The following is an 18185-nucleotide window of genomic DNA, read 5'->3' on the forward strand; positions in this document are numbered from 1 at the left end:
GATTGTGCTAGCCCTTTTGTGCTAGCTCTAATTCATCAATTTGTATTTGTAGGTTTAGAGAGTTTTGGTTTATCTGCGTGGCATTATTTTGCAACTTCTCTCCCTCTAGTTCGGTGCTAGATGCCTGGGCGCTAATGCTTTCGATACTACTAGCCATTTCATTTGCAACCACACTTTGTTGGCTCGCCGCAGTGGCGATTTGAGTACTCATTTGGTTTATTTGCTCAACCCCTTCGGTGATTTGAACAAATTTCTCACGAGACAGACTTACCTTCTCTAAGGCTTGGTTTGCCGAGTTGTTATTGTGGTCGATAGTACTGGCAGAGCTGCTAATGCCTGAAGAAAGGTGCTCTAACATGGTTTGAATTTCTTTGGTGGCTTCTTGAGAGCGGGCGGCTAGATTACGTACTTCATCTGCTACTACCGCAAAACCACGGCCTTGCTCCCCGGCTCGTGCTGCCTCAATGGCGGCATTTAATGCCAGTAAATTGGTTTGCTCGGCAATACTGCTAATGGTGTCGGTAATCGAGCTAATTTGCTGGCTCTCTTGAGCAAGGTTTTTAATCTTCTCGGTGGTACTGGCCATTTCAGAGGTGAATTGCTGCATGGTGACTAAGGCATCCGCTACTACTTGGTCACCTTCGTCAACGGTTTTACTCAAAAACTGGGTGGTTTCGGCGGTATGTTGTACGTTCTCTCTTACCCCGTCTACGGTTACCGACATTTGATTCATACCGGTTGCTATTTGCGTGGTGTGGCTGCTTTGAGTACGCATGCTTTCCAGCACGTCATTACTGGTTGCAGACAAACTGTCCGCGGTGTTTATCATGGTTTTCACAGATTCAGACACTTGCATAAACATAGCTTTATAGCGGGCTTGAACAATTTTTATCGAAGCTAAGGCTTGTAGCATTTCTAAGTTGCCATCAACCGCAATGGGGCGAGTAAAATCTCCAGCGGCTAAGTCTCGGTTATGCTGCTGAATCAACTGAATTCTTTTATAAACATGCTGATGGCTATAAAACCAATAACTAGCCTGCAATATTGCTGCGCCAATTGCCAAGCCACTGAGTAGGCTGCTGTCTGCCATGAAGACAATGGCCAAGGAAAAACACAGTAAAACTAGGCTAAATATGCTGTTAATAGTGCTAATAGAAGTACGTTCGAACAGCGGTGCTTTGGGAATTTTGATACTCGAGTCATTGCGCATTTTAGCGTAAAGCTTTTCGGCATCGCTTACTTGCGCAGCTGTAGGCTCTGAGCGCACCGACTGATAACCCACGGTTTGGCCCTGTTTTACGATAGGAGAAACAAAAGCATCTACCCAATAGTGATCGCCATTCTTACAGCGATTTTTTACAAATCCCCGCCATGGGTTGCCCGATTTAACGGTGCCCCAAAGGCTTTCAAAGGCAGCGGGCGGCATATCTGGGTGACGCACAATGTTGTGATCTTGACCAATTAGTTCTTCACGGCTGAAGCCGCTTATTGCAACAAACGCGTCGTTTACGTATTTAATTTTACCTTGTAAATCGGTGATGGAAACGAGGTCTTCTTTAGAAGTGAACTTCTGCTCTTGCTTAGTGATGGGTTGATTATTTCTCATCTACCTTCCTATACCTAACAGGTGGTGTGCCAGCTAATCTAAGTTTGTTATCGACTTAACTTTAGAAATGCTTTAGCTGCGATATGACAAAAGCTTGCTTTATTTGTGGGTTTTATAAGCAAAAGTGTAGCCAGTGATTTTATTTACAAAATCAATATTAGAGCTGAGCGTTACTGTCTTGGAGGTGTTATCACGCTTTTAAGCTGTGAAGCTTTACTGTGGGCAGCGAGCTGCATAAATTGAACTAACCAATGGTTTTTGAGCCGAGTATAGTTTTTGTGAATATTAGAAAAGTAGATTTAAACCTATTAGTTTACTTAAATGTGTTGCTCGAAGAGCGCAATGTTTCGCGAGCCGCCAGCAAGCTAGCGCTTACTCAACCTACTATGAGCAATGCACTTAAACGCCTTAGAGAACTATTTGATGATCCTCTACTGGTGCGCACCGCAGAGGGTATGACACCTACCGAAAAAGCCACTAAGTTAAAGCCAGAAATTGTAAGCTTATTAAGCATGGCCGAGAAGATCACCCAGCCCGACAAGGACTTTTCACCGGCCCAAAGCAGCGTTACTTTTCGAATAATGTGTAACGACTACATTGAAGCAACCTTATTGGCTCCTTTTATTCAAAGTGTGCTTAGTAGTGCGCCCAAAATTAACTTCGATATTTATGCGCCTGGTGATATTCGTTTAGGTGACATGGAAAAAGGCCAGATAGATTTAGCCATTAATCGCTTCACTAGCTTGCCAAAAACCTTTCATCAATCGAGCATTTGGCGCGATAACTTTTGCTGCTTGGTTCATAAAGATCATCCTTATGTAGAACACTTAGATTTACCCAGTTATTTAGCTGCTGAGCATGTTTGGTTAAACCGAGCGGGCTGGGGCGCAGAAACAAGCATTGGTAATCAAGCCGCTAGCCAAAAGCTTGGCTGGGTAGATGAAGCCTTGGCGCAGTTAGAACAAGTTCGTAATATTCGGGTGTATACGCGCCATTATGCGCTGGCAGGTTTGTTGGTGGCTCAGCCTCAGCTGGTGGCTACATTGCCGCGCCGACAGGCAATGCTTTATAAAGACAGCCCCGATCTGCGCATAGTAAGGGTGCCTTTTCAAATTGTACCTATCGAGACCAAAATGATTTGGAGTCCTTTGTTACAACATTCGAAAGCCCACCAATGGTTGCGCCGTTCGCTTACTGAGTTTTCAACTACGGTGTTAGATCGCTAGTCTTTATGATTATTGCTAATCGCTACTGTTTTTTAGCAATATTGTTGGATTGTTCTCAAAGCTTTAGTCGGCATTAGTATGTTTGAATAAGCTTATGAACTGGCTCTCAAAACGGGTGTGTTGGCTGTGGCAAATTAAACAGTCCAAGTGATGGAGCGAGTACAGGCTTATCCCTTCTATTCAAATGCTTATGTCTTGTTTCTTTGCTTAAACCGTGGCTTAAATTTAATGCTCAAGCTGTGAGATAAGACTATGCGTACTTTTGTAAAATGGCTTAAACCTATCACTCCAAGCAATACTCTCTTGGTAGTAATGTTGAGTAGAGGCTTGTTAGCCTGCAATTCTTCAAACCATGTAAATCAAACCACTTCCACCCAGTTAGAGGTGGAGTCACCTGCGCTTGTTTCACTGCAGCCAGCCTTAGCTCAACGCTTAAGTGACGATATGAGTCTGCCGCATCAAATGTTACCAAGTGGCGTGCCTAGCTCTTATGATTGGTCCCATGTTCCTAGGGTTGGTTATGGTAATTACCCTGGTGAATTTAGCGCCTTTTTAACTTGGGGGCAGGCATATTTGGCTGCTGGCAATGAGCCAGTTGATAATGTTCGAATTCAAATAGCTCACCTTACTAGCTTTGTATTAGATAGCGAAGATGGCCTTTGGTACGTGCTGCAATCTTCTGCTGATGTTGATGGCCATTATTACCGCGAAGACTTTGTTGATGATGAAAACAAAGTGGCTGACAGGCGCAAAGAAGAGCTTGGCAGTTCGGTAACGTTAACAGCGGATTACAATTTTCATTTTTGGCCTAAATCTAGCGGACGAAAAGCAATTAGTGAATCGCGTATAGCCGGGGTGATTTCGGTAGTTGCAGCTCGTTTGGTATTAGATGATCCCAAGGGCCCTGATAATCGCGACCAAGCGCAATACCTTATGAGTGTCGGTTCCGATTACTGGCTTGATAAACAAGCGGGTTGGCAACAATGGACCACTAACGGTGATGTAGGCATTGGCAGGTTTAGCCGTATTATTAATGACTGGCAGTGGTTTACCATGCATACCTTATCGCAGCAGCAGTTAACGGAGGCGCTGCCGATGTTGCCTGCTCTTTAAATTGTTAGGGTACAAAACGGCGCGCAATAAGCAGGGGCTCCGTTGTTTGTTCTTCCTAAGTTAGCACTGTCACCAATGTGCAAATTTGAGGGATCAACTTACTACTATTCACAAAATCTATAGTTTGTATTGAAAACTACAATTTCATTTTGTTTTGGTGGCGCGCTATCTTGAAGTTGAGGCTTAGTTAAACGAATGACTTAGCCAATAAAACAATAACAAAATACCACCAGAAGGAATTTGACCATGAATACAACACAACAAAGCGGTCAAGGTTACCAACACAAAGACAACCTATTTATTGACGCTCCCCTTGCGACATTTATTGAGCAAAAATTGCTAGGCAATAATACTGCCGACGCGGCTCAGTTTTTTGAAGCGCTGTCTGTCTTGGTAGAAGAATTTGGTGGAACTTACCGTAAACTAAATCAGAGCTGCCAAGAGATGGCCTGTGAGATCCATTTAAAGCAGTGCCAAGCCAGCGCTGACAAGCCTAGCACAATCAATATTAGCCATGGCAGCAGCAAAGCCATTTTAGATGAATACAGCTGCGCCATCCCAAGCTGTTTATTGGATGTGTTAACCACAACGGTAATTGCTAACAAGCAAGATATGATGCTATCGCTTAGCACCACCAATCAAGCTGAAGCAGAGTTAATGGAAGCGGTGTTTGCTCGCGCTCATTGTTTAATGGGCTTTGATTCTCAACATATAGAAGTGATTCGCCCTGTAGACAATGTGGCTTGTATTGCTCAAGCGCGTAAACGTGCTGAGTACCACGATAGCCAAGCTATGGTGAGCCATGGTTAAATGATTATAAAAAACGAGGCATTAGCCTCGTTTTTTAATGATGTAACTTTAGTAGCCGAGCAACAAAGTCCAGTAGATACGGTAGTTACTACTACTGTTCTCTGCGCTAGCACCTCCAAAATCGACATGATTTGGATTCATGATGTGGCTACAATGACCAGAGCTATTTAACCAGCCGTTCATCACATCAGCTACAGAGCCATAGCCCGCACCAATGTTCTCTCCAGCCCAGTATTTGTCGTAGCCGTGCTTTTTGGCTCGGTCGTTTGAATCAGAACCATCCAGGCCAGTGTGTGAGAAGAAGTTGTTGTTTGCCATGTTGTCGGAATGCTCTTGCGCAGCCAGTTGCAAGGATTGGTGGAATTGCACTGGATTAGTTGCCGCGTAGTAGGTGCTACCGCAGTTGCGGCCGACGCTTCTGGCTTCATTCACTGCAACAAGTAACTCAGCTGAAACCGTACCAGTTTCGCCGCCATCACCAGGATCGGTTGGATCTGTCGGATCGCTCGGGTCAGTTGGCGTTTCAGTTTCTTGCCAGTTGTTTAGCTTGGCGTCATCAATGATGAACTCTGTGCCAGCGTCTGGTCCAAAGAAAAACAGCTCAGCGCTTTGAATTGCGCCAGTAGCTTGCACAGTAAAATCTGCCTTTAGCTCTTGCCAGCTGCTGTTACCAGACACTTGACCTAGCTTATGCCAAGTATGACCAGCATCATCGCGAATCAACAGGCGTGATTCAATCTTGCTAGTTCCAGATACCGTGCGCACTTGGGCGGTTAGCAAATAGCGTTGTCCTGCTTGAACCACGTTGAACACGTCTTGCTTGGGACCGTGATACCACTGGGTACGGTTCTTACTTAGCAGCGCATAGTTGCTGTTGTAAGCGCTGGTGGTAATAGTAGTGGTGGCACTGTAGCCAGACTTCCAATTGGTGGTTTGGCTGCTCTCAAAATCACCATTTTTCAGAAGGTTAGTTTCTGGTTGTGGAGGCTCACTACCGCCGTCGTTATCACCGCCATTGTCACCGCCGCTTCCGTCAACTGGAATGAAGCGGACTTGGTCTAGGCGGGCACCATCTTCGCGAACGTAGAAAGTAATGGTGTTATTGCCTTGAGCGAGCTCTACCTCGAAGGTGTCTGAAACGCCGCGAGAGTTTAGGTCCATCTCTTGGTACTGAGCTTGGTTATGGGTATCCCACAGATGGCGCTCACCGTCATTGATGCTAAACCAGAATGAGTCTGCGGTTGCAGTTGGTGCGTAGCTGGTAGCTTTTAAGCTGTAGAGCCCAGCACCGGTGGCATAAAAGCTCAACTCGGCGCGGTTTGCGCTTACCGCATTGCCTTCGTAGTAGTTGCCGTTTAGAGCTGAATCAATGTAGCTGCCAGCGCTAGCGGCACTGTCATTGCCACGGCGGAAGATACCGTAGAGCTGGGCATCTTCTGCTTCAATGACAATGGTGCTTGGTTCGCCGCCGGTTTCGCCACCGCCGTTATCTCCGCCACCATTGTCACCACCGCCGTTATCGCCATTATTGCTATCGCCGGTGCGAACTAAGCGGATTTGATCCAAGCGAGTGCCATCTTCACGTGCGTAAACCGTGATGTAGTGCTCGCCGCGGCTCAGGTCAACTTCAATGGTGTCATTAAGGTTACGCGAGTTTATGTCCATCTCGTCGTAACTTGGGGTGCTTAAGGTATCCCACAGGTGGCGAGTACCATTATCAACTTGCAGCCAAAACGAGTCGCTTTGGTTGCTAGAAGAATAAGCAGTGCCTTTTAGGCGATAGATTCCCGATCTTTCGAGGGTAAACTTCAGCTCGGCGCGATGTGTGCTAACGGTATCGTCGTAGTAATTGCCTTGAAAAGCGGTATCGATGTAACCACCTGCACTTGCTGCGGTATCTGAGCCGGTTCTAAACAAACCAAACAAGCTAGCGCTTTCGGCTTCTAAAATGACGTCCTCACTGTTGCCGCCATTATTACCACCGCCGTTGTCTCCGCCGCCATTATCACCGCCGCTGTTGTTGCCACCGTTGTCATCGCCATTATTGACGGTTGGATACCATGCCGCTAGCTGGGGAGCGACAGCATTAATCGCGTCCACAGCTTCAGCGCCGTTAGCGGTATTCTTGTCTACACCGCAAGGGTAACCACGGCAGGTCGATACAGAAGCATCAGAAAACTGACGAACTCGAGTATAGGTGCTAAAGGCTTGAGGATAGCCCATAATGGTACTAAATGAGCGGTCAACCCCGTAGCCTGTGCCGTAGTCATATACACCACCCAAACTGTTTTGTTTACGAGAGTGTCCAAGCCCCATGTTGTGGCCAAGCTCATGAGCAAAGGTAAGAGAATCACAGCCCGAGCTGCCACCCACAAAGTTGTAAGCCCAATCTTTGAAATAGCCATCAAAGCGCCCATTGGAACCAGTGCCTACATAGCCTAAGCCGCAAGTACTGTTGCTGGGCATAGTGAGTAGGGTAACAATGTCGGCACCATGCTCAGTGCGTAGGTTTTTTACATTTTGGTCTTGGCGAAACTGATTTAGCGCGTCGCCACTCATCGCAGTAGCGCCCGCTTTGTTGTACTCGCTGCTATGCACCAAGCGTACTTCAATATCCATGCCGCTAGTTTGATAGGCAGTGTTTGTGGTGCTGATCAAGTGGCTAATATAAGTGTCGATAGCACTATTTTGTTCGGCTTTTACCCCAGGGGTATAAAGCACCATCACATCAACAGTATGCGTAGCTTGTGCAACGGCAGAGCCGAGCAAGCCCGCGAGGCAAATTCCTAGCTTTGCTTTAGTTTTGTTCGTTCCTTGAAACATGTTGTGGTTTTCTCTTATTTGGTTTGTAGTGAATTAATTAACGGGTGGTTTGGGTGCTTTCACTGGTTCTGGCAGTAACTCATCGGAGTGCTCCCAGCTACGCAGTGAGCTCATTTCCCGGCTAGATATGACCCAAGCTTCACCGTCGTGCCCTTGGACAAAGTAGGTCTCATAGGGGGTGTCAATGGTGGCGTATAGCGCGCCTTGGCCCGAGGTAAGCGTGACCCGATAGTTCTCGCCGTTTCCGGTATCAAAACGAGAGGTAATGTCTTTTCCGCCGTGCTCTAGGGGAACCACACTGACGACTTCGGTGACGAAGCTTTGGTCCAGTTGTGGGACTGGGATGTCAAGTTGATCGCCAACCCGCAAATCTTGCACCTTGAAATTTGAATACTCGACAAAATGGCGCTCTGTGCCGTCTTTGAGCAGCTCTTCAAACTGGGCTGGCACTTCTGGCAATTCGTTCCAAGCGCGAGTATGCGTTTCGCGCGGTAAGTCGCCGGCTACGTTTTCCTCATCGCTTGCTGCTTGAAGTGCAGTCTGTTGTTTTTCTGCGTTGGCCGGCTGAGGTGTAATAGTCTTGCTCTGTTGAGCAAGTAGAGCGCTGCCTTCGCTTGGCGTTGTTTGCTCAGTTTTAGGGCTGGCTGATTTTTGCTGGGGCGTCGGTGGAGCTAAGGCTTGCTCTAAGTCTTGTTGTGGGTCATCACTATTTAGGCCGTATATGGCAGCTAGGCTCGCGGTTAGCAAAGCAAGTGCGCCTAAGGGGGCTGTCTTTTTCATGTCGTTCTCTGGTATTAAATACAAATAAAGCAGTGAGGGGATTGGGCTTGGCCAGCACTAGGCTGGCCAGCCTCAAGGGTTTATTGCTCGGCCAGCGAGACTTCATCAATGATGAAGTTGTTACCTGCATCCGGGCCGAAGAAGTACAGCTCGGCATTGATCAGGCTGCCACTCGCTTGAACGGTGAATTCGGCGCTTAGCTCTTGCCAGGCGGTAGTGCCTGATACTTGGCCGAGTTTGTGCCATACATGGCCGGTGTCATCTCGAGTCAGTAAGCGTGACTCAATCTTGGTGCTGCTACCAGAAACCATGCGTACCATGGCGCTGAGTTTATAGCTGCCGCCCACATTGAGCTTGCTGATGACGTCTTGCTTAGGACCGTGATACCAAGCGCTACGGTCTTTACTCAACAGCACATAATTGCCGCTGTAAGCACTGGTGGTAGTAGTGGTGGTAGCGGAGTAGCCAGAAACCCAGCCGGTGCTGTTGCCACTTTCAAAGTCACCATTTACTAGCAGGTTTACTTCTGGCTCAGGAATTGGCGGCTCTTCGCCTCCACCGTTGCCATCAAGTGGCAATAAGCGCAGTTGGTCTAAACGAGTACCATCTTCACGCACGTATACGGTGATGGTGTTTTCACCTTCGTTTAGCTGGACTTCAAGGGTGTCGGAAACACCACGAGAATTTACGTCCATCTCGTCATACGCTGCTGTAGCCAAAGTATCCCAGAGGTGGATCGTCCCGCCATTTACTTGCACCCAGAACGAGTCTGCACTTTGTGTTGGCGAGTAAGACGTACCTTTTAGCTGGTAGCGACCTGCGCCAGTCGCAATAAAGGACATCTGAGCACGATTAGGGTTGCTAGCATTGCCCTCAAAATATTGGCCGTTGAGAACCGAATCAATGTAAGCACCAGCATTTGCCGCTGCGTCACTACCTTTGCGGAATAATCCCGATAGGGTGGCGCTTTCTGCCTCAATGGTGATTGGGCGTGGAATGCCGTCATAGCCACCATTCTCACCATCATCTTGACCACCATTACCTTCACCAATACGCACCAGGCGTAAACGGTCTAAACGGGTGCCATCTTCACGTACATAGACCACAATTTTGTGTTGGCCCGCTGAGATATCTATCTCAACTTGGTTAGCTTCGTTGCGGTAGTTAACATCCATCTCTTCGTAGACTGAGCTGTTGGTGGTATCCCAAATCTGACGAGGGTTGTCGTTGACTTTTATATAAAACGAATCAGCTTGATTGTTCGGCGCATAGGTGGTGCCTTTTAGGGTATACAAACCCGCTTGAGGTGCTGTAAAGCTTAGCTCGGCACGATTGGCTTCAACGTTTTCTCCGTAGTAATTTCCTTGGTACTCGGAGTGAATGTACTGACCAGCTGAAGCGGCGCTGTCATTGCCTACCTTGAATAGGCCATAAAGTTGGGCATCTTCTGCTTCTATAATGATGTCGCTGTCATTGCCACCACCGCCATTGTCGCCACCGAGCTCATTTTGTATTTGCGCTTTGGCCGAGCTAGAGATACTCCAACGTAGGGTGTTCTCGAAGTATTGAGCTTGGTCGCTGCGGCTAGCACGGCTAACCATGCGATACCAGTTATCTCTAGCGCCTTGATGGTCGAAGCGATCGCGCAGTTTGGGATTGTTTTCTATTTGTTGATATAAGCGCTGAACAAAAGCTTTGCCACCGAGATCGTCGTACCACTCAAGCAATACCGCAGACATCAGCGTATTAATGGTGCCATTGCGCCAAGGCAGTTTGCTGGTTGCCCAAACATTGTCAAAGTTATAGGCATTGTTGTTTAGGTACTTGTCTAGCTCGTCTTTGTGATCTTGGCGAAAGCGTGCATAGTCTTTACCGAAGTAGTGCAGCCCTACACCTAAGTCATCCACAATCCAAAATGCAGCGGCATTGTTGAAGCCAACTGTCCAATAACCGTAGTTAGAGTTATTGCCATCGCAGGCCCAGTCTATCCAAGCGTTCCAACCGTTGCTGCCACTCTTGTAGAAGTTACGGTTCATCTCATAGAGCCACACTTGGTCGATGCTGATATCACCCTGTTTGACTCGCTCATAAAAAGGGTTAAACAGGCCGCTACCAACAGAAAGGCCAAATACACCATGTGCTGCTAGGCCGCCCGCGCCATTGTTGTCTCTAGGAACTTGAATGGTGGGTAGACCTCTATAAGAGCCATTTAGAGGCAGATTACGTAGGCCAGTGAATTCTTCAAATGAGGCTTTAGACGCTGCCATCAGCGCAACAATTTTCTCCATGGTTGCACGTTCATAAGTGCTTGCTGTTGCGCCCTCGATGGCGATAGCCATGTTATTGCTATACCAAACGGTAGCAGTACGGTTGCCTTGATTGGCAATGCCAAAATTGAAAGTGACGTTTTGATCTATGTTAATCGCCACACCGCCAGTGTAGCGAGCAGCTTGTAAGTGGCTAGAAAAGGAGAGGAGTAGGCAGCAGAAAATGATGCTGCGACACACTATATTGTTCATGTATTTCCCTATTGATTGTTAACACTTAACACCTTTTTGTTAGTCCATTAATTAGGTGTTTATTTACCAAACGGTCAAAAAGCTTGGCTTATTTGAATTAATATAATATTTATAAAATAACTAACAAATATCATTATAACTGATAAAAATTCATAATAATTATATAGATAGTTTAGTTTCATGAATTCTGAAAACGATACCTAGCCAGTAGTTTTGAGGGTTCTTGTGTGATTATTTAGCGCTTAAGCCTTAAGCATGTTTTTATGATTTTTCTGCGCCAGATCTCATATTTAAGTTTTTACTGATTATTTTGGGGAGAAATATTGAGTGATACGCAAGGCAAAAGAAGGATATTTGTTAACAGGGTTCTAAGAGGCCTTGGTTAAGCGATGACTAGTTTGTACCAAAGTGGGTTAGCTTAAGATAAGTGGTGTATACATTTACTTGTTGCTAATAAGGTAGCTAGTAAAGCCCTTGGTTGACATTAATCTAGATATCGATAAATATTAGTTTATGAGTATATTATTTAGTCATTTTTCAGCACGAATTATCATCATTCCATAGGAATGGTGGGTTTGCTGATGTGCTTAAAATTTAGAAACCCGCCCTTGAGGCGGGTTTTCTATTTCTGCCTCTGGGGTATTTACTGTTAGGAGGTAATATGAAAAAAGTAGCGATATTTGGAAAACCAGGCAGTGGCAAGTCAACCTTAAGCAAGGGCTTGACTCAAGCAACACATCTAGAGTTACACGCGTTAGACTCCATCTTATTCAAGCCTGATGGCAGCCAAATAGAGCGCGAAGTTTATGATCAAAAGCATCGCGCGATATTACATTCAGATAGATGGATAATAGATGGCTTTGGGCCAATTTCTTCTTTTTATGAGCGCCTTGAGGCAGCTGATACACTTATTTATATCGATTTGCCTTATGCAGTGAGTTACTGGCTGGTGACTAAACGGCTACTAAAAGGCTTATTTGTTAAACCAGCTGGTTGGCCTAGTGGTAGCTCGGTGATTAAAGGGTCGCTGCAAAGCTATAAAACCTTGAAGCTCTGCCCTAGGTTTTGGAATGATGATTTTATGCAGAAGCTGCAAACTATAGCTAAGGGCAAAAAGCTTTATGTGATTCGTTCAATAAAAGAGTTAAACCGCTTTGTTGAACAAGTCTAAAAGTACCCGTTTAGCTGCTCATGTGTTTGATCACTTCATCGCCAAAGGCAGAGCAGCTTACTTCGGTCGCATTTTCTATCATCCGGGCAAAGTCGTAAGTGACGGTTCGTGCGCCAATGGCACCGTCTACGCCTTGGCTAATCAGGTCGGCAGCTTCTATCCAACCGATGTGTTTTAGCATCATTTGCGCGCATAAAATAATAGAGCAGGGGTTTACTTTATCTTGGCCAGCTAAGCGTGGAACGGTGCCATGTGTGGGTTCAAAAAAGGCTACTTCGCTACTCATATTAGCGCCTGGGGCAATGCCAATTCCTCCCACATGGGCAGCTAATGCGTCGGCCAGTAAATCTCCATTTTGATTCATGGTAGCTATTACATCGTAAAGCTCTGGGTGCAAGGTTACCTGCTGGAACATACTATCGGCAATAATGTCTTTGATCACTAGCGGGGCTTGGCCGTCTTGTCGTGGGATCTCTAACCAATAGCCGTTGCTGTGGGTTTGAGCGCCAAATTCTTCTTGGGCTAGTTGGTAGCCCCAATTCTTAAAGGCGCCTTCGGTAAATTTCATGATGTTACCCTTGTGCACTAGAGTAACGGAGTCGCGTTGGTGATCTATTGCGTATTGAATCGCATGGCGGATCAGCCGTTTTGAGCCTAGCTCGGAGATATGTTTTATCCCTATGCCACACTCTTCACTAAAGCGCATTTTGGTTACGCCCATTTCTTGTTGAAGGAAGTCGATTACTCGCTCTGCACCTGGGCTGCCGGCTTTCCATTCGATGCCGCTATATATGTCTTCAGAGTTTTCTCTAAACACCACCATGTCGGTTAGCTCGGGTTTTTTAAGAGGTGAGGGCACCCCTTGAAACCAGCGAATCGGACGAATATTTACAAACAGATCCATCTCTTGACGCAGGGATATATTGAGCGAGCGAAAGCCTCCACCAATCGGTGTAGTAAGTGGGCCTTTAATGGCTACTTTATGTTCACGTATTGCACCCAATGTTTCTTGTGGAAACCAGTCGCCATCGTACATGTTGGCGGCCTTTTCTCCATTAAAGACTTCCATCCACATGATTTTTCGTTGTTGGCCATAGGCTTTGGCCACGGCGGCATCAACCACTTTTAACATCACTGGGGTGATGTCTACACCTACGCCATCACCTTCTATGTAGGTGATAATGGGTTTGTCGGGAACCTGTAATTCTTGCTGCTGGTTAAGGCTTATTTTCTCTCCGCCAGCGGGTACACGAATATGTTGATATGGCATGCATAGCCTAAAAGTAACGAGTGCTTAGTTTTACTTTACTTGGCTAGCTAAAGAGGGGCAACGCTATGTGTGGTAAGAAGTGACCTAGTGTAGATTTAAGCGAAAAGAAACGGCTAACTGCTGGTTTGGCAGCTAGCCTTACTCTCTATTTTAGTTCGTTTGCTACACCTTCAATGGCAGGTTTCTGCTCAAGACTACTGTTGAACAACAGTGGCCAATCATTGTGGCCGGTAAAGTGAGGGATCCAGCTGTCTGCGTCACTTACACCCCAAACAGTAATGCCGCCGCGTAAATTAGCAGGTACGTTGTCGTAATAGGCTTTGATGATTTCTTGGTAACGTATTTTTTGCTCTTCGGCCATAGTGGCAGTAAAAGTATTTCGGTCACCGTTTGGATTCATTTTTATATCAAGCTCGGTTACTTTCACTTTCAATCCTTTTGCCACAACTTTGGCAAAGGAAGTACCAATCGCTTGAGCACTTGGCCAATCGTAGTTAACGTGCATTTGGAAGCCAATTCCATCAATGGGAATGTCATCGGCAAGTAACTCATCGGCCATTCTTAGTACCGAGGCTAGCTTGGCTCCGTCGTCTTCGATGTTGTAATCGTTATAATAAAGCTCTGCACCAGAATCTGCAGCATGGGCCATTTTAAAGGCTTCAGGAATGTAGTCTTTCCCTAAATTTTGGTACCAAGGGCTGCCATGGCCGCCGCTATTTGCATCGGTATCACGGTAGGTGGCATAGCCGTTATCGTCATTGTCGTTAAACGCTTCGTTTACTACGTCCCAACTTACTACACGGCCTTTAAAGTGATCGGCCACGGTGCTTACGTGGGTATCCATCATAGTGAGCCAGTCACCTTGATAGTTCTCCATCCAGCTAGGCATTTGTGAGTGCCACACTAAAGCATGAGCATGCACGGTAATATTGTTGTCGACTGCCCAATCCACTAGGTTATCGGCATCCTGAAAGGTGAAATCGCCTTGGCGAGGCTGTATGTATGCCGATTTCATAATGTTTTCAGCGGTGATCTGATCAAAATGTTGAATAACAACATCCTGCAACTCTGGGCGTGTTTCAATACCGTTACTAAACTGGTCCTCGTATCCTGCTGGCACGGCCGCACCCATGTAGGTAGTGCTTAGTGCTTTTAGACTTTCTACTTGAGGTACTTCGATGGGTTCTCCTGAATCAGAACTTGAGCCTCCACAAGCGCTTAGGCCAATGCTTATAGCTGTAGAAAGTAGTGCTAATGGTAGTACACGCATAAATAATCCTTGATGTCTGTTAGCGCTAACAACGCAGGGGAGCAAGCAGTCATTTGCTTTAAGTCTGTGTTATTAAATCAGATTAAAGCGCTTTCATATGATTACCAAAAACACTAATCGTCTTATAGTAAATAGTTTTTGTGATCTAGGTTCTAACAGGGCGCATTGATATTTATTGCTAATAAAATCAGTAGTGTAGAGTGGCGGGATGAAGTTTATCTAATTGCATTGATTGAGCTTTACAACAAGCAAATATTGTTCAAATTAATTTTTCTTTGATTTTTCTTTATGCTGTTTATTGCGCAGTTTTTGAAACTAATTTCTTAAATTTAACTTAATTTGTGATTTTTATCTTCAATATTGCCATTTTTACTTGATTATATTTTTTACAGTTATTGCTGCTATTTTTGTGATCTGAATCTTTGGTAAGGTTTTCATGCGTGATATTGCTCTCAATAATTAGGTTTATTTGGAGTTATATTCTTTTCGCCTAGAGTTAAATCCAAATAGGCAGAATAAAAATATAAAATAATTACTATTCCAGGAGTTTTTTAATGAATGTGAAAGCGCTTACATCAGCTGTGGCAATCGCACTTACTTGTTCCCCCCTCGTTAGCGCTGCAGAAGACGAGGTTAATTCTGAACAATTTCAACAGATTAAAGATTCTCAGCCAGTGGTTTTAGACCCTGAATTTGTTGTTGAAGAAGGCATTATCTTTTCAGGATATGCCCGATACGGCTTACATTATTCAGATGACTTTCAAAAGTATGTTCAAGCTGAAGGTGAGCTTGCTGGCCGTGCTGTTGGTCGTTTAGGTAACGAAACCAATGGTGGTGAATTCCAATTCGCTAAAGCATTTCAAAGTGAAAGTGGTGCTATTTGGGATGTAGTGCTGATGCTAGAAAACTGGTGGAAGTATGAATCTGAGCTCGAAAGTGGCGAAGAAATTAGTGAGTATGGCGATATTGCTCTTAAAAAATTCTACGCCGGCGCTACCAATATTTTTGCATCCCAGCCTAATGCGTATATTTGGGCGGGTCGAGATTTCCACCAACGTCCACAACAGGGTTTAAATGATTACTTTTGGATGAGTCACGATGGTCAAGGTGGTGGTATTTATAACCTTGAACTAGGTGATATGGCCAAGTTAGATTTCTCGGTAGTTGGCCAGGTTGATGGGCCGGGAGACAACGGTAACTATGCCTTAACGTCTAAGCTGCATGCCTTGCAACTCGCCGACTCTGTTGCCTTGAGCTTTCTATTTAACTATGGCTTTGAAAGCGACCAATATGATGATAATGGCGTAATAGAAAACAAAGACAAGATTAATGCCTACCATCTAGCTGCGGTGATTGACCAAAATTGGTCTAAAGGTCGTAATCAGTTTATTGCACGCTATGCAGATAATGCAGACACCAGTGTATTTAATAAAACTGAAGATTTAACCACATTGTATTTGAGCTTAGAAGGCGCGGTTAATTTCAGTGAGCAAGTAGCCCTAGAGTATTTAGGTGCCTACCACAACTACGATGCGAACTCGTCGGAAGATGACCGCACCAACTACAGTGCTATTGTTCGACCTATGTATAACTGGAACGATACACACTCTACGTGGTTAGAGGCTGGTTACTCGGTAGTGGATTACGATCAAGGCGGTAAAAACACGGCTTGGAAAGTGACTCTATCGCAAAACGTAACCATTAATGCCTTTGGTAACGCTCGTCCAATGTTACGTTTCTATGCCACTACTGGCCAAGCAGACAATCAAGTTCGCAGCAATGAAGCTATCGAAGCCAAGCAAGATACTTTGGCTTTAGGTGCTATGTTTGAGTCTTGGTGGTAAAGCGTTTTACTCATGAGTTATAGCTTCACTGGTTGAGGCTGTTGCATCATCAAAGGGGCGTTGTTTACGCCCTTTATTTTGTTTGTAAGCCTTTAATAAATTCCCGCCTAGTAATACTAATTTCTTCTTTAGTTAACGCCTCTATATCTAAAACACAACATTTCTGTTTAGAGTTTTATGCTGATTGGATTAACCGCCGTCTTTGCTTTTATGTTTTTTGTATTAAACTTTATCTCTATATTTTGCTGTTTATGTGAATTTTGATCTATTTTGCAGGTGTTTAATGATATTTTATCCTGAATTATCTTAATTTATCGCTAACATTTAAATCTCAGTAAAAGCTTTTGTTTTTGTGATCTGTAGTTATTTTATTCTGCTTGTGCGTGATATTTGTCTCAATTTAATTTGACTCTCAAAATTATACTCGGGCTCGAAGGTGAGGTTCACTCGCCGGATAAACTAATAAAAAAAATTTATTCCATGGAGTTGTAAACATGAATATGAAAGCGCTTACAGTTGCGATGATGAGTGCCGGTATGGCATTTAGTGGTTCTGCTTTTGCGAAGGAAGAAGGCCTAAGTTACAACGGCTACGCCCGCATGGTTGCGGGTTTTAATACAGAAAAAAATAATAGTGAACATGAAGCTCAAGCTTATAACGCGGTACGAAATGGTATTGCAATTATTAAAGCTCCAAGCAGCCCGCAACAACCTGGTCGTATTGGTAACGAAGGTACCGGTATGGAGTTAGGTATTAATTATCACCAAAAGAGTGAAAATGCGGGTGATTGGGATATCTACTTTATGGCGGACGACGGCTATGGCTGGCAGCGTGATCACAATGATAGTACAACCTACAATTTAAGAATGGCTCAGGCTTTTGCGGGTGGTTCAAACTTGTTTGAAAGCCAGAAAGATATGTATGTTTGGGCAGGTAAACGCTTTAATGGCCGAGCTCAGTTTGGCTTAAATGATTACTTCTATTTCATGAATGACGGTGCCGGTGGTGGTTTCGACAACATGGATTTTGGTATGGCTAAATTTGATTTGGCAGTGGTATCTGGCGACAACGGTAATAACGGCCGTTACGCGGTAACCTCAAAGCTACACAGCATCGAAGTAGGCTCAGGTAGCATAGGCTTTAACTTTAACTATGGTTTTGGTGACCAATCTGATGAGCATGACCCAAAACACGTAACCTCGCTTCAAGCAGCAGCTTTCTATAAAGTGGGTTGGAGCATGGGTACTAACGAATTTGCTATTCGTTACAACGACAATGTGAGCGATAACAACTTGTTGGACGCCGGCCAAATTAAAGGCGACATTAATTCAACAGCATTTTACTGGTTTGGTAACTTAGGTCTAAGTGATTCGTTTGCTATTGATTATGGTTACAGCTTTGAACAATCTGATTTAGAAAACAACGATGAAAGCACCTGGAATCAGTTTGTTATTAAACCTCATTACCGTTGGTCTGATATCCACTCTACGTCGTTTGAGTTTGGTTACGACAGTGTAGATTTCAACGATAACCAAGACGAGAGTGCTTGGAAAGTTAGTATTCAGCAAAACATGTCGATGGGAAGCTTCTTATGGTCGCGCCCAGAGATTCGATTCTTTGTAACTCATGGTGAAGTGAAAGTGGGTGATAAAACAACACCGGCTACTAACGTAGGCATGATGTTCGACGCGTGGTGGTAATTATTACCACTTTTAATGGGCGATAGGGACAGAGCCTAATCTTGGAATTTTGG

The 18185-nt window shown here is 45.0% G+C and carries 12 protein-coding genes; 6 read left to right on the forward strand and 6 right to left on the reverse strand.

Annotated features, from left to right (window positions below; all coding sequences use genetic code 11):
- Positions 1–7 precede the first annotated feature (7 nt).
- Complete coding sequence (locus LQZ07_RS06510; RefSeq protein ID WP_016400419.1) at positions 8–1606, reverse strand: PAS domain-containing methyl-accepting chemotaxis protein; 1599 nt, start codon at positions 1604–1606, stop codon at positions 8–10.
- A 278-nt stretch (positions 1607–1884) separates the two neighbouring features.
- On the opposite strand from LQZ07_RS06510, the gene LQZ07_RS06515 reads away from it, so the two are divergent.
- The 3 genes from LQZ07_RS06515 (at position 1885) to LQZ07_RS06525 (ending at position 4755) form a co-directional block, all read left to right on the forward strand.
- Positions 1885–2832 carry a LysR family transcriptional regulator gene (locus tag LQZ07_RS06515; RefSeq protein WP_249483570.1) on the forward strand — a complete coding sequence of 316 codons (948 nt, stop codon included), beginning with the start codon at positions 1885–1887 and terminating at the stop codon, positions 2830–2832.
- 252 nt (positions 2833–3084) lie between these two features.
- Positions 3085–3945 (forward strand): hypothetical protein, encoded by an 861-nt coding sequence (locus LQZ07_RS06520; protein ID WP_152780164.1) that lies wholly within the window; start codon positions 3085–3087, stop codon positions 3943–3945.
- A gap of 246 nt (positions 3946–4191) precedes the next feature.
- Positions 4192–4755, forward strand: a complete 564-nt coding sequence (locus LQZ07_RS06525; protein ID WP_152780162.1) for a hypothetical protein — start codon at positions 4192–4194, stop codon at positions 4753–4755.
- A 48-nt stretch (positions 4756–4803) separates the two neighbouring features.
- Here the strand turns inward: LQZ07_RS06525 and LQZ07_RS06530 are convergent, their stop codons facing one another.
- From LQZ07_RS06530 to LQZ07_RS06540, 3 genes are all read right to left on the reverse strand, one after another.
- Positions 4804–7578, reverse strand: coding sequence for a M12 family metallo-peptidase (locus LQZ07_RS06530; RefSeq protein WP_152780160.1), 2775 nt, complete (start codon positions 7576–7578; stop codon positions 4804–4806).
- A gap of 33 nt (positions 7579–7611) precedes the next feature.
- Entirely contained in the window at positions 7612–8358 is a 747-nt protein-coding gene (locus LQZ07_RS06535) for a hypothetical protein (RefSeq protein WP_152780158.1), read from the reverse strand.
- 80 nt (positions 8359–8438) lie between these two features.
- Positions 8439–10877, reverse strand: coding sequence for a carbohydrate binding domain-containing protein (locus tag LQZ07_RS06540; protein ID WP_152780156.1), 2439 nt, complete (start codon positions 10875–10877; stop codon positions 8439–8441).
- Between the two features lie 661 nt (positions 10878–11538).
- Between LQZ07_RS06540 and LQZ07_RS06545 the strand changes: the two genes are divergently transcribed.
- Positions 11539–12048, forward strand: a complete 510-nt coding sequence (locus LQZ07_RS06545; protein WP_152780154.1) for an adenylate kinase — start codon at positions 11539–11541, stop codon at positions 12046–12048.
- Positions 12049–12058: 10 nt separating this feature from the next.
- Here LQZ07_RS06545 and icd read toward each other — a convergent pair whose 3' ends face one another.
- A complete protein-coding gene (gene icd / locus LQZ07_RS06550; protein ID WP_152780152.1) occupies positions 12059–13318 on the reverse strand; it encodes an NADP-dependent isocitrate dehydrogenase in 1260 nt (419 codons plus the stop codon).
- 145 nt (positions 13319–13463) lie between these two features.
- Positions 13464–14588: an endo-1,4-beta-xylanase gene (locus LQZ07_RS06555; RefSeq protein ID WP_152780150.1), complete on the reverse strand. Its 1125-nt coding sequence runs from the start codon at positions 14586–14588 to the stop codon at positions 13464–13466.
- A 554-nt stretch (positions 14589–15142) separates the two neighbouring features.
- Here LQZ07_RS06555 and LQZ07_RS06560 point away from each other — a divergent pair.
- A complete protein-coding gene (locus LQZ07_RS06560) occupies positions 15143–16432 on the forward strand; it encodes a carbohydrate porin (RefSeq protein WP_016400409.1) in 1290 nt (429 codons plus the stop codon).
- Between the two features lie 494 nt (positions 16433–16926).
- Complete coding sequence (locus tag LQZ07_RS06565; protein WP_152780148.1) at positions 16927–18132, forward strand: carbohydrate porin; 1206 nt, start codon at positions 16927–16929, stop codon at positions 18130–18132.
- The last annotated feature ends 53 nt before the right edge of the window (positions 18133–18185 follow it).

This window comes from Agarivorans sp. B2Z047 (genome assembly GCF_023373605.1).
GTDB lineage: Bacteria > Pseudomonadota > Gammaproteobacteria > Enterobacterales > Celerinatantimonadaceae > Agarivorans > Agarivorans albus.

Bases quoted from the DNA above. Each gene is read 5' to 3' on its own strand.
- LQZ07_RS06510 (WP_016400419.1), bottom strand. From the start codon at position 1,606: ATGAGAAATAATCAACCCATCACTAAGCAAGAGCAGAAGTTCACTTCT.
- LQZ07_RS06520 (WP_152780164.1), top strand. From the start codon at position 3,085: ATGCGTACTTTTGTAAAATGGCTTAAACCTATCACTCCAAGCAATACT.
- LQZ07_RS06525 (WP_152780162.1), top strand. From the start codon at position 4,192: ATGAATACAACACAACAAAGCGGTCAAGGTTACCAACACAAAGACAAC.
- LQZ07_RS06530 (WP_152780160.1), bottom strand. From the start codon at position 7,578: ATGTTTCAAGGAACGAACAAAACTAAAGCAAAGCTAGGAATTTGCCTC.
- LQZ07_RS06535 (WP_152780158.1), bottom strand. From the start codon at position 8,358: ATGAAAAAGACAGCCCCCTTAGGCGCACTTGCTTTGCTAACCGCGAGC.
- LQZ07_RS06540 (WP_152780156.1), bottom strand. From the start codon at position 10,877: ATGAACAATATAGTGTGTCGCAGCATCATTTTCTGCTGCCTACTCCTC.
- LQZ07_RS06545 (WP_152780154.1), top strand. From the start codon at position 11,539: ATGAAAAAAGTAGCGATATTTGGAAAACCAGGCAGTGGCAAGTCAACC.
- icd (WP_152780152.1), bottom strand. From the start codon at position 13,318: ATGCCATATCAACATATTCGTGTACCCGCTGGCGGAGAGAAAATAAGC.
- LQZ07_RS06555 (WP_152780150.1), bottom strand. From the start codon at position 14,588: ATGCGTGTACTACCATTAGCACTACTTTCTACAGCTATAAGCATTGGC.
- LQZ07_RS06560 (WP_016400409.1), top strand. From the start codon at position 15,143: ATGAATGTGAAAGCGCTTACATCAGCTGTGGCAATCGCACTTACTTGT.
- LQZ07_RS06565 (WP_152780148.1), top strand. From the start codon at position 16,927: ATGAATATGAAAGCGCTTACAGTTGCGATGATGAGTGCCGGTATGGCA.